The sequence below is a fragment of the Synergistetes bacterium HGW-Synergistetes-1 genome, assembly GCA_002839185.1.
GTDB lineage: Bacteria > Synergistota > Synergistia > Synergistales > Synergistaceae > Caenicola.
In genome coordinates, this window is the sequence record PGXO01000004.1 from 301525 (window position 1) to 314629 (window position 13105).

The 13105-nt window shown below is 46.2% G+C and carries 9 protein-coding genes; all 9 read left to right on the plus strand.

The window, feature by feature from the left end; genetic code table 11:
- Positions 1-162 precede the first annotated feature (162 nt).
- The 9 genes from CVV54_05010 (at position 163) to CVV54_05050 (ending at position 12590) form a co-directional block, all read left to right on the plus strand.
- Positions 163-1155 carry a cobalamin biosynthesis protein CbiM gene (locus CVV54_05010; protein PKL04889.1) on the plus strand — a complete coding sequence of 331 codons (993 nt, stop codon included), beginning with the start codon at positions 163-165 and terminating at the stop codon, positions 1153-1155.
- Positions 1152-1937 carry a hypothetical protein gene (locus CVV54_05015; protein ID PKL04826.1) on the plus strand — a complete coding sequence of 262 codons (786 nt, stop codon included), beginning with the start codon at positions 1152-1154 and terminating at the stop codon, positions 1935-1937. Before CVV54_05010 ends, CVV54_05015 begins: the two co-directional genes overlap by 4 nt.
- Positions 1931-2668 carry a cobalt ABC transporter ATP-binding protein gene (locus CVV54_05020; protein PKL04890.1) on the plus strand — a complete coding sequence of 246 codons (738 nt, stop codon included), beginning with the start codon at positions 1931-1933 and terminating at the stop codon, positions 2666-2668. Before CVV54_05015 ends, CVV54_05020 begins: the two co-directional genes overlap by 7 nt.
- 60 nt (positions 2669-2728) lie before the next feature.
- On the plus strand, positions 2729-4285 hold the full coding sequence (locus CVV54_05025; protein ID PKL04827.1) for a hypothetical protein: 1557 nt from the start codon (positions 2729-2731) through the stop codon (positions 4283-4285).
- On the plus strand, positions 4282-4599 hold the full coding sequence (locus tag CVV54_05030) for a hypothetical protein (GenBank protein ID PKL04828.1): 318 nt from the start codon (positions 4282-4284) through the stop codon (positions 4597-4599). The genes CVV54_05025 and CVV54_05030 overlap by 4 nt, the downstream gene beginning before the upstream one ends.
- Before the next feature lie 3 nt (positions 4600-4602).
- On the plus strand, positions 4603-5625 hold the full coding sequence (locus tag CVV54_05035) for a hypothetical protein (protein ID PKL04829.1): 1023 nt from the start codon (positions 4603-4605) through the stop codon (positions 5623-5625).
- A 401-nt stretch (positions 5626-6026) separates the two neighbouring features.
- Positions 6027-7706: a glutamine--tRNA ligase gene (locus CVV54_05040; protein ID PKL04830.1), complete on the plus strand. Its 1680-nt coding sequence runs from the start codon at positions 6027-6029 to the stop codon at positions 7704-7706.
- Between the two features lie 602 nt (positions 7707-8308).
- Complete coding sequence (gene gltX / locus CVV54_05045; protein PKL04831.1) at positions 8309-9646, plus strand: glutamate--tRNA ligase; 1338 nt, start codon at positions 8309-8311, stop codon at positions 9644-9646.
- A gap of 349 nt (positions 9647-9995) precedes the next feature.
- Positions 9996-12590, plus strand: coding sequence for a DNA polymerase I (locus CVV54_05050; GenBank protein ID PKL04832.1), 2595 nt, complete (start codon positions 9996-9998; stop codon positions 12588-12590).
- Positions 12591-13105 lie beyond the last annotated feature (515 nt).

Genomic DNA, 13105 nt, shown 5'->3' on the forward strand with positions numbered 1-13105 from the left:
TAAATCCAAAGGCCTTAAGAGATACAGCCCTATATCTCTTACGTTAATTTTAGCATAAATGATAGATAAACAAGCAAAAAGCACTAAATGATTTAAAGAGGATAAAACTTTTCCTAATTGTAGATGCTTGTTATAATCTTTAACTATAAGGAGTTGATTGCCGTGCATATGGCCGACGTACTTGTTTCTCCTGCAGTTGGCGGTGTTTTTTGGATTGTCAGCGCGTATTTGACAGCAAAAAGTTCTGCCGTATTGAAAAAAAGTGATGATACAGGCAAGACTGCATTGATGGGCGTGCTTGCCGCCTTTGTATTCGCGTCACAGATGATTAATTTTTCTATCCCTGGGACCGGATCAAGCGGGCACATAGGAGGAGGACTGCTGCTGTCCATATTCCTGGGTCCTGAACGGGCATTCCTTTCAATGGTATCGATACTGGCAGTACAGGCACTCTTCTTTGCGGACGGTGGGCTGCTGGCATTAGGGTGCAACATTTTCAACATGGGATTTTTCCCCTGCTTCATTGCCTATCCATTTATTTATAAAAAATTATCCGAGAAGATAGGCGGAACCAAAGGAATATTCTGGGGTTCGCTAATTGCTTCAATAGCAGGCCTTACCATGGGAGCATTCTTTGTTGTTCTTCAGACTGCGTTTTCAGGGATCACTTCTCTTCCTGTAAATATTTTCCTGCTTCTGATGCTTCCCATACACTTTGCAATAGGTGCGGTGGAGGGCTTTGCTACAGCTATGGTCGTAATTTATGTATATTCAAAAATGCCTGGGGTGCTGACTGAGTTGGAGACTGAGAGTCGTCATAAGGAAATGAAACGGGCGGTCGCAGTTTTTGCCCTGCTTGCCCTCGTGACCGGCGGACTTTTTGCATGGTACGTATCTTCTTCTCCCGACGGACTCGAATGGTCGATAGAGGGTGTTGCAGGTAGTTCAGAATTAGAGGCTCCGCGGTCATTACTTCATTCTTTCTCAGCTTTGATCCAGGAACGGTTTGCTCCGTTACCTGATTATGCCTTTAAAAACAAAGCAACTTCCGAAAATATGGGTACAACAGTTTCAGGCTTAGTGGGAAGTATTATAACCCTGACACTTGCTCTTGCCCTGGGAATGTTCTTTAGAAAAAGAAATGGCCGGCCGTGAGGCTGAAGGATCTTTACAGGACAGAGATATATGATGAAAGGAGAGGCACTTCTTTTTCGCCTATCGTTCTTCTTGCTGTAACACTTGTTTACACCGTTGCAGTTGTTTCTTTTGACCGTTATCAGACATTCAGGATGCTCCCGCTTGCCGCATATCCAATTTTTATGGGATCATTTGCGTGCGTATCCGGTAGGGATCTTTTCAGGAAGATACTGACAGTCTTGCCTTTCGTTATTTTCATAGGCATTTGGAATCCATTTTTTGACACAACACGCACAGAATATCTCGGTATTATGATCTCAATGGGATGGATATCATTTTTCTCCTTGATCCTGAAGTTTCTGCTGATTGTTCCAGCTACGCTTATAATGGTAGCTGCAACAGGCTTTGATGGACTTTGCAGGACCGCCGCATCTCTTGGGCTTCCCGATGTTCTTGTTACACAACTTTTTCTTCTCCAGCGTTATATCAGGCTTCTGGTTGAAGAAACACATAATATCGTCAGGGCCAGGGTTTTCAGGGGTGGTAAAATAACTATTGCAAATGCCGGAAATATTTGCGGTCCTTTGCTGCTCCGGTGTCTCAGCAGATCGGAGAGGATCCACAGCGCTCTTATGTGCAGAGGTTTCGGCGGACAGCTTTACCACAAGCATGGAAGAGAGAACAGATTATCAGTGCATGATCTGATATTTGTTTTGACCTGGGGCGTATTCTTTTCTATGGTGCGAATGTTTGATATGCCAATAATAATTGGCGACCTGATAGTAGGGTGTGTATTTTGAAGGTTTTTGAAATCGAAAATATCTGCTATTCTTACCCGGATGGAACGAAAGCGCTGAACGATCTTTCTTTTTCAGTATATGAGGGAGAGATACTGGGCATAGCGGGTGCGAACGGTTCCGGAAAATCGACGCTTCTTATGCTGATGATGGGCTGTCTCTCTCCTTTACACGGAAAGATAATTTATGAAGGAGAGAAACTCAGCAAAGAGAAACTAATGATCATGAGGCGTGCGACGGGAATTCTCTTCCAGGATCCTGACGATCAGCTTTTTCTCCCTACCGTATGGGAGGATGTTGCCTTTGGCCCTCGAAACCTCGGCCTGACCGAGGAAGAAGTGGCGTCAAGAGTTAAAAGCGCACTGCGTGATACCGGAATAGAGGTGCTTGCAAATAAGGCGCCATGGAAATTATCAGGTGGCGAAAAAACACTTGCTGCACTGGCAGGTCTTTTTGCAATGAGGCCCAAAACTCTGCTGCTTGACGAGCCGACTTCAGGACTGGACCCTAAAAGCAGGCGTGAACTGATAAATATAATAGGCAGGACAAAAATTACCGCTGTCATTGCCACGCATGACCTGGACATGGTGATGGATGTCTGCCAAAGGGTAGTTATTATGAAAAACGGGACCATTGAAAGTGATGGAAAGGTACCAGGAATTCTTACAGATCGAAAGTTTATGGCATCGTGCGGACTTGAAATACCTCTCAGCCTTACGAGCCGTTTCAGTTAGGAGAAAATTATGTTTCTATTCAGATCTTTACCCGTATTGCCTTTACCGGTGTTAAGCCTGTTGCTGCCACTAGCCGCAGCTTTTCTTCCTCTTGGTTTTTATATATACAAAAGGATCAAATGCTGGCATAAATATGAAGAATGTGTCTGCGAAATTAATTTGAGGTTTTTAAAGATATTTTTTCTTGCCGTTCTATCGGCCAACCTTTTTCTTACGTGGTCGGTATGGACAAGTATGGGAAAGGGCGGAACGGAACTATTTGTTCTGAGCAGCGGCGGATGGTCCCAAACTCTCTCTCCTGACAGTCCGATGCTTATTAAGGCAGTGCTTCAGGTAGATGTCTTTGGCGCGATGTCTGCCTTTCTGATGGGCTGCATAGCCTTTATTGCCGGACTTACTGCCATGGCTGACAAGAATGATACGATCAACCTTTCAAAGGTGAGCTTTTTTCTCACAACACTTGCAGGAATACAGGGGATCTTTTACTCAGGAGACTTATTCTCACTCTTTATTTTCATACTTATCTCACAGATCGGAGCATCAGGACTTTTCCATGGAATATTGACCAAAAAGGAAGAAATAAAAGAACTTGTCTGGTATTACCTTTCAAGATCAACAGCATTGCTTATGTTCCTGGCAGGAGTTGGGCTATTTTATTATAATTATAAGACAACGAATATCGCAGTTTTATCTACAATGATAAAACTGGGAACAAATGAAAAATTTGCGTATGCACTTCTCATCGTTCCGCTTTTTTTCATGTTTGTAAAGTCATCTTCATATGTAACCGACGGTTCAAGACGGGTATTTTTTGCAATACGGGCACAAGCGGCACTTTTTGTGGTTTTCAGGATCGTATTTTCCCTCTACGGTCCCCTTCACGGACTGGAAAAGATCCCGAATCTATTCATCATGCTTGGCTTGATATTGCTTGTCGTATCCCTGATCCTGACTGCGAATGAAAAAGATCCTGTGAAGTTTGCTGAGGCAGCAGAGCTGTTCATGAAGGGGTTCCTGGTCATCTCAATGGGAATAAGCATCAGCGGAACATACGCAGCTCAGGCTGCTGCAGAGTATGGTTTTGGGGCGATCGAGAGCATGGTCGCGCTTTGGATCCTTTTCCTGCCTGTCTCAGCGACCCTTTCGTTTGTTTGCTGCACATTGAAGCAGAAGACAGCTGAAGGTGAATTATGGCAGCAGCAGGGACTTTTTAGAAAGATACCTATTTCAGGTGTTGCATTTTTCTTTGCAGTCTGTGTGATCGCCGGACTCCCGCCATTTGTCGGCTTTCCTTCAAAACAGTTCCTTTACAGGTCTTCGAGTTACATTACACCGCTTCTGACGATATTTCTTCTGATATCCGCCCTGCTTATGCTTTTGATATCTATCCGTTACATTTCAAAAGTGATGTTCGGCAAGCCATCGGAGAACTCTGAAAATATAAGAAATGACGATGTTCAGGTGATAGTTCCGCTGATAATCCTTTTCGCTTTTCTCTTTTATTCCACAGTAACTCCCTCGCTTTTTATCAACTCTATGGTCTCACCTTCTGTCTATTCCCTGCTCAATAGGGGACAGCTGGTCAACGCGATCCATCAGGGAGGGGTTTCTGAATGATTTCGACATTGGAAACAGGATATTTTATATGGAATTTCACTGCCTGGCTAAAAATTTACCTTCTCTCCGCAGGAGTTTTTTGCCTTTTGACGTTCATTATCAAAAAAAATACCGGTGGCAGCCTCGTAAGCAAAAAAATGATGCGTGGATGTGAAAGAGATATTGATGAGGGTTTTTTTGAGCAGATAGTGAGTTCGTTTAGAAGCAGGATCATGCAGCCATGGTTCGATTTTCCTTTTTCTCATATCTTGTCTATTGTTTTGCTTTTCCTGCTTTTTGCTGTAGCACTTTTTTCGAAAAGCGGGGTCGAATAAGCTATGCAGAACATATTATTTAATATTTTGGGGTACTTTTCATCATGGGTACTGATGCTTGTCACGTTGATGATCGCCCTTTTTGCAGAGAGTACACACACATATTTTTCCGGCAGGAGTTTAAGCAGGAGGGGCATGATCGTATCATTGCTTCCTCTTCGTGACATATTCAAATCGATGACTATGCCAATAAGCCTTCCTGAAGCTTCAGTGATAAGGCTCTCAACATACCTGCCATGCTTTGCTCTAGCCGCACTTATTCCAATTGCAGCAAGCATACCGTTTTTTTCATTTTTGCCGATAATGGACAACGGAGGAGATCTGATTCAGATCCTCCAGTTTGCAGCTCTTTCTGAAACACTGGCAATATTGGCGATATTCTCATTAGGTACAACTGATGCACAGATCACAGCTAACAGAATGATAAGGGAGCTTGTCAAACTTATTGTTCCAATGATGGCTGCGTTTATATCTATAGCCTTTTATTATTCAGCTAACGGGATCCAGGGCGATCCATTCAGCCTGAACGTCTTCACGACGGCGCTGCACATGACTCCATCAGCTCCCTTTTCACTGGCAGGGACGCTTATTTTTATCTTTGTGATATTCAGTCAGATACCTCACAGCAACGCCGGATTCGGCTGCTCATTGCTAGAAAATTGCGAGCTCCCTGACTTTAACGGGGCTCCGAGGTCAATGCTTCAGCTTTGGTCGATATTCAGGGCCTTTCTGGTGGTAGCTCTGGTTACACATATTTTTTTCCCCTGGGGATATTTCAAGGGGCTTAACGCCGGTTTCAGCATCTCCTGGTGGGCACAGTCTGTCAATTTTGCAGCTTTCTGGACAACGGTCCTGGTGATGCGGGTTTTTGGTGTAACGCTCTGCTGGAAAGTAATGGAACTGCTCGAAAAAAAGGTCAGGATAAAAAATTCCGGAGTATGGTTATTTATAATACTTACCACAGTTGCGACTCTTCTCGTTGTATATGAAGGTATAAAAATATCGATGGAAGTGGCGGCGTTTTAAAACGTGGCTGAGCGATAGCTGAGCAGTTGCTGAGCAATAGTTGAGCGGTCGTAGGGGCGGGAGGACAGTGGCGCCTTGGCCACGGAAAATTTGCAGCCTCTGGGCTGCGGAGAATTCGCAACTTAATAACCATGCCGCTGGTGAATTTGCGACGAACTTATGTCGCGGTGAATTAAATCTTAATGATTCATTAACCAATTCTCCGCTGAATGTTACATTCAGCAAATTCTCCGCAACGCAAAGCGTTGTGAATTCACCGCAGCGTTATCGCTGCAAATTCACCGCGATGCATGGCATCGCAATTCACCTCAGTGATGGCATAAGATATAAACTAATGGTAAACTGAACTTTTGACAGACGTTTATTTGGAAATATAGAAAGCGATCTTGGAGGTATAATCAATGGCTTTTGATGAAGGATCTAGAAATCTTAATTTTCTTGAAGAGATAATAACGAAAGATCTTGAAAATGGGGTTACAGAGAGTGTAGTTACCCGTTTTCCGCCGGAGCCTAACGGCTACCTGCACATAGGCCACGCGAAGTCGATATGCCTTAATTTTGGACTTGCACAGCAGTTTGGCGGAAAGTGCAACCTTCGTTTTGATGACACGAATCCTGCGAAGGAAGAAACAGAGTACGTAGAATCGATAATGAACGATGTAAAATGGCTCGGTTTTGAATGGGCTAACCTCCGGTATGCATCTGATTACTTCGATCAGTTCTATCAGTGGGCCCTCGACCTGATCAATGCAGGCAAGGCTTATGTTGATGATCAGAGCGCCGAAGAGATGAGGCAAAAGAGAGGCACATTAACAAAACCGGGAGAGGATTCTCCATACAGGGAAAGAAGCGTAGAGGAAAACATTGATCTTTTCAAAAGAATGACGGCCGGAGAATTCGAAGAGGGCACGAGAGTTCTTCGCGCTAAGATAGACATGTCCAGCAACAACCTTAACATGAGGGACCCTGTTATATACAGGATATTGAAGAGAAGCCACCACAGGACAGGAGATAAGTGGTGTGTATATCCGATGTATGACTTCGCTCATGGCTACGAAGACGCAATAGAAGGAGTAACTCACTCCATCTGTACGCTGGAATTCCAGGACCATCGCCCCCTCTATGACTGGTTCATAGATAACGTAGATGTACCGCATGTCCCGCGTCAGTATGAATTTGCACGTTTGAATCTGACATACACGCTTATGAGCAAACGCAAGCTTCTTGAGCTTGTCACAACAGGTATAGTTTCAGGATGGGACGATCCCAGGATGCCCACCATATGCGGTTTCAGGCGCAGGGGCTATACACCTGAGTCGATCAGGCGCTTCTGCAAAGAGATAGGTGTTGCAAAAGCTGACAGTATGGTAGAAGTGGAACTTCTGCATTATTGCCTCAGGGAAGAGCTCAACAGGACAGCACAGCGCGGCATGGCAGTTTTGCGTCCTCTTAAGGTGGTCCTTGAAAATTGGCCCGAGGGCTTCGTGGATGAACTGGATGCAGAAAATAATCCTGAGGATGAAAATGCCGGGAACAGGAAGGTCTCAATAGGAAAAGAGATATACATCGAGAGGGACGACTTTATGGAGGAACCTGTTAAGGGCTTCTTCCGGCTCGCTCCTGACAAAGAAGTGCGCCTCAAATATGCATACATAATAAAGTGCAGGGACATTGTCAAGGATGAAAAGGGAGAGGTCGTCGAGCTCCGCTGCACTGTTGACATGGACAGCCGCGGAGGAGATGCGCCAGACGGCAGGAAGATAAAAGGCACGCTCCACTGGGCATGGGCCGGAGAGGCCGTCAAAGCAAAGGTCAACCTCTATGGCCATCTCTTTACACTAAAAAACATGAGTGACATGGAAGAGGGCAAAGACTACAAAGATTATCTTGATCCCAATTCTCTTGTAGTGATTGAGGACGCGTTGGTTGAACCGATCCTTGCTGATGCGAAGCCAATGGACAAGTTCCAGTTTATGCGCCATGGATATTTCTGCGCAGATCACGACAGTACGCCGGAAAAACCCGTATTCAACCTTACTGTGTCCCTTAAGGATTCCTGGGGCCGTCAGAATAAGATGTGAAGCGGCTAGGGGCGTGCCGCGGGAGTCAATTGGGAATCGGTCGGAAATCGGTTGGGAATCAATGGGTAGGGCCTGTGGCATATTTCGTACCACGTCAGTCAATTGCAAATCGGTGGGTAGTCAATGTGTAGGGCCTGCGGCTAGGATCAAGCCGCGGGAATCAATTGCAAATCGGTTGGTAGTCAATGTGTAGGGCCTGCGGCTAGGATCAAGCCGCGGGAATCAATTGCAAATCGGTTGGTAGTCAATTGGTAAGACCTGTGGCATAGACCGCGCCACGGCAGTCGATTGGCAATCAATTGCAAATTAATAGAAAATCAGTTGGAAGTGATTGGCAAGGTCTAAGATACACCAACAGATTTGCAACTGATCACCAATCGATTCGCAATAGATTTGCAATCTATTTGCCGTTGATTTTTTAATTGATTACCAATAGAATCTCGCGGCACAGCCATTGCCGCGGCTCCTAACAATCGATTTACAACTGATTTCCAATTGATTACCGATCAATTCCCGTCGGAAGCAGCCGGATGATTTTCCGGCAGCTTCACGTGGCAGGCTGCCATGCCACAAATAATCACAAACTACCGGAGGTTTATAGAATGTCCTTAAAAACACGCGTAAGATTTGCTCCAAGCCCCACAGGGTCACTGCACATCGGGGGAGCGCACACGGCACTCTTCAACTGGCTGTATGCACGCCATACCAGGGGTACCTTTGTCCTCCGCATAGAAGACACAGACAAGGAACGTTCAACTGCTGAATACGAGCAGTCGATAATGGACGGGATGAGATGGATGGGCCTCGACTGGGACGAAGGTCCCGATAAGCCGGGGGAGTTCGGTCCCTACAGACAGTCAGAGCGCATGGATTCCTACACTAAATACGCAAACCGGCTCCTTGATGCCGGACTTGCCTACAAAGAAGACGGCGCAGTACTTTTTAAAGTCCCTTCAGGCAAACTCGTCACATTTGATGATGAAGTCTATGGACACATCGAGGTGCTGAGCGAAAATGCCTCTGTCAATCAGGACGGGACCATCAAGGACATAGTAATCCTCAAGAGGGATGGTATGCCTACATACAACTATGCTGTCGTTATTGATGACTATACTATGAACATAAACATGGTCATTCGCGGAGAAGACCACATTATCAATACGCCTAAGCAACTGCTGATCTATCAGGCCCTCGGGTTCGAGGCGCCAAAGTTTGCACACCTTCCGATGATACTTGGCAAAGATAAAAAAAAGCTCTCTAAGCGCCAGGGAGCCACAAGTGTATTCGAATACAACGATCTTGGATACCTTCCCGACGGCGTGTTCAACTTTCTTGCCCTTCTTGGTTGGTCGCCGAAGAACGGACAGGAGATATTTACAAGGGAAGAGGCTATAAAAAACTTTGATCTCTCCTCGGTAACAAAGAAACCGGCAGTCCTTGATATGGACAAGCTGAACCACATCAACCAGGAACAGATGAAAATAATGGATCCGTACAAGCTCCTGGAGATAATAAAGCCGTTCTGGAAGGACCTTGGGTTTGACATCAACAGCTATTCCGACGACTACCTTGCTTCCTCACTTCAGGCAATGGGCGGCAGGGGCCAGACTACACTTCAGCTTGCCGAATACAGCGACTACTTTATAAGTTTTGATGCAGTTAAAGAGAGATACAAGGCGGACGATATTAACGAAGAACGCCGCCCTGTACTGAAAAAATTCTACGGGGAGCTCATTAATGCCCCTGACTTTACACCTGAAGTACTGGAAACCTTCACAAAATCATGGGTCGAAACCAACGAAAGCAGCATGAAAGAGGTCGCCCTCCCGCTCAGATGGGCCCTTACCGGAAGAAAGGTAAGCCCGGGAGTTTTTGAGGTGGCAGCTCAGCTGGGCCCGGAAGAATGCCAAAGGAGACTGGCCCACTACTGTCTGGTTTAGAAGTACTGAGTCGCCAAACGGCCTTATATGGCAGTGGCAAGGAGAGTGCCCGTGGGAGTCAGTTGCGAATCGATTGGTAATCAGTTGCAAATCTGTTGGTGTATCTTAGACCTTGCCAATCATTTCCAACTGATTCCCTATTGATTTGCTATTGATCAGCGATCGACTTCCGCGGCAGGGTCCACGTTGCCGCTTATAATCATTGATTCCCCATTGATTACCAATTGATTCCCAATTGACTCACCGGGCGCCTCTCGGTGCCCTGACATTGTCTCTCCTCTCCTTTACCCTTACAATGTGAATTATATAAAGCACAAGATATTTTTTACAGGTAAAGAGGATGGTAAATATGAGTAAAAACCTGCTTCTGATAGATGGGCACGGACTTGCATTCAGGGGCTTTTACGCGCTTCCGGAGACATTGTCCGCAGCTGACGGAACCCCTACCAACGCTATATTGGGATTTACAACGATGCTTCTGAACGGACTTGATAAATGGAGCCCGGACAGGGTAGGGCTCTTTTTCGACCCAAAGGGACCTACGAGGCGTCATGAACTTTTCAAAGAGTATAAGGAGGGCAGAAAGCCTACTCCTGAAGGTTTTAAAATCCAGATGCCGCTGATAATTGAGATAAGCAAGGCAATGGGCATTCCTGTTTTTATCAGGGAAGGCATGGAAGCTGATGATTATATCGTATCTACCGCAAAGAAAGCCTCCGATGAAGGATGGAACGTCAGTATTTTTTCTGCCGACAAAGACCTTTTTCAGATCATAAACGGAAATATCAAAATTATTCGTCCGACAAAAGGAGTAAGCGACTTTAAGATCTACGACAAGGAACTTTTTATTGAAGAATACGGTTTTAAACCTGAGTCTATGGCTGACTACCTTGCTTTAGTGGGCGATGCCGTCGACAATATTCCCGGGGTCCCCGGAATAGGAGAAAAGACCGCCAAAGAACTGATCGGGAAATTCGGGTCATTGGAAGGCATTTTTGAAAATATGGAAGAGGTGCCCAAGGGGAGAAGGTCAAAGCTTGAGGAAAACACAAAACTTGCCTATTCAAGCAGGGACCTGATAATACCCCAGATAACAGAAAGCGTTCCTCTTGAAGAGCTTGTAATGAAGGGACCTGAGGAAGACCTTCTTGTTGAACTATGCACAAGGCTGAGCCTTAGAAGGCTTTTGGAACGTATTCTGCCGCATGCAAAAATTTCCGACAGCGCAAAGGTCCAGAAGAAACCGGTCAGCAATGTACTTACAAAAGTACCTGCTGTCACTCCGATCGTCGATATCGGGGATAGGCCTGACAGTGTGGAGGCCGCCCACGAAGAGCTGTTCAAGGCTGTTGAGCTTGCCCTGGCACCTGCCGACAGGGATAAGAAAATATTCTGCCTCTTTGACAGAAAGGGGAGGACCGCATATCTGGACCTAGGTGACCCCGAACAGACGGAGAAGTGGGCAGAATGGTGCAAACGAGGTACTTTGACTCTCTTCGGTTACAGGGATCTGCTTTCAAAATTTAATATCCCCCTTCCTCCAACGAAGAAGATCAGGGACGTTGAGATAGCACATTACCTTCTCCATCCTGACCGTGGGGGAAGCTCCATTGAAAAGACCCTGGGACGCAAACTTCCGCAGGGGATAGACCTTGCAAGGGAGCTCTTCGCGCTGTGGGATGCTTTTGAGCCGGAAATGAGGAAGTTCGGACTCGACAAGCTCATGATGGAGCTTGACCTTCCGCTTTCTGTAGCACTGGCTGATCTTGAGCGCAATGGTGTATTTGCAGATGTCACCAAACTAGCCTCAATGGGGAAAGATCTGGAGAAAACTATAGCGCAAACTGAAACAGACATAGAAAAATTAGTGGGAGAAAGAATTAACCTTAATTCACCAAAGCAGGTAGGATGGCTTCTCTTTGAGCATCTTCACCTGCCTCCGTTAAAGAAAACACAGACCGGCTACTCAACTGACATGAGCGTTCTCGAAGAACTGGCACGGCTCCCTGAGCCGCTTTGTGACGTTCCAAACAAAATTATCGAGTATCGTGAAGAGGCTAAAATACTTTCCGGATTTGTCCAGCCCTTCCTATCTATAGCTTCAGAAGGGGATGGTTTTATCCATTCTACTTTTGACCACCTTTCGACCGGCACGGGCCGTCTTTCAAGCAGAGACCCAAATGTGCAGAACATGCCGCTTTTCGGCAAATGGGCTGTCAGATTCAGGGATTGTTTTATTCCCTCAGATAACGGAAAGATATTTGTAGCGGCGGACTATTCACAGATCGAGCTGAGGGTTCTTGCCCACTTATCCGGTGAGGAAAGGCTGATAAGCGCTTTTTCAGAAGGGCGTGACGTACACATGGAGACAGCATCGTGGGTCTTCGGGCTTCCTGCGGATAAGATAACCCAGGAACAGCGGCGATTTGCGAAGGTCGTCAACTTCGGTCTCCTATATGGGATGGGGGCTCACGGTCTTGCGCAGCGGCTGGGAATATCCAGGCCGCAGGCAGCGAGTATGGTTGAGAGGTACTTCAGCGTCCTTCCCAATGTTAAGGGATATCTTGAAAAGAGCGTGAAGGAAGCAAAGGAAGCGGGATATACCCGTTCAATATTTGGCAGGATAAGGCCTCTTGCTGAAGTAGCCACGACAGCGGGAAGAGGAAATAACCCTATAGACAGGGTGGCAGTCAATACGCCAATCCAGAGCGCCGCATCTGACATTGCAAAAGTTGCCATCATGAGGTTTGACAAGGTAGTAAAGGAAGAATTCAAAGGTGCGAAGACAGTCCTGCAGATCCATGACTCTATAGTCTGCGAGTGTTTGGCAGAAGATGCTGACAGGCTGGAGAAGAGGCTGGTCGAAGTAATGGAAAGCGTAGATGTCCTGAGTGTACCTGTTAAGGCAGAACCAAAGCGCGGCGGTTCCCTCAGCAAAGTGTGATATAAAATTGTGAAACTGCTGGAATAACGCCGGCGTGAAACAGCGAATACCTTTGTGAAACTGCCAGAATAACGCTGGCGTGAAACAATGATGAAGCTGTGGTTTTCAAGGAACGGCTGAGCGATGGCTGAGCAGTAGCTGAGCAGTGGCTTAGCGGTTGTAGAAGCCAAGAGCAGGGTCGGGGAATTGCATCCTTTGGCTGCGGGGAATTTGCAGGACTTTGTCCTGCGGAGAATTTGCTTGCTTCGCATTGCGGAGAATTTGCCGGAAGACCCTTCCGGCGGGGAATTGAGACTTTGATCAAGAATCAAAAAGCACCGTCGTTCCCGAATGCCTCCGTCGGAAATCCAGTGGCTTGTGTTTAAAGGTTTTTAAATTCTACAACTGCTGCGATTGTGAGAAAAGCCGTCAAACGGTTGTTAAATGCGCGGGGAATTGGACCATGAATATTAAAGACTGAATTCTCCGCGATGCGAAGCGAGCAAATTCTCCAGCGGCGGATGCCGCGAATTCTC

Excerpts from the sequence above, each read along its gene's own strand:
- CVV54_05035 (PKL04829.1), top strand. The coding sequence starts at position 4,603 with ATGCAGAACATATTATTTAATATTTTGGGGTACTTTTCATCATGGGTA.
- gltX (PKL04831.1), top strand. The coding sequence starts at position 8,309 with ATGTCCTTAAAAACACGCGTAAGATTTGCTCCAAGCCCCACAGGGTCA.
- CVV54_05040 (PKL04830.1), top strand. The coding sequence starts at position 6,027 with ATGGCTTTTGATGAAGGATCTAGAAATCTTAATTTTCTTGAAGAGATA.
- CVV54_05030 (PKL04828.1), top strand. The coding sequence starts at position 4,282 with ATGATTTCGACATTGGAAACAGGATATTTTATATGGAATTTCACTGCC.
- CVV54_05050 (PKL04832.1), top strand. The coding sequence starts at position 9,996 with ATGAGTAAAAACCTGCTTCTGATAGATGGGCACGGACTTGCATTCAGG.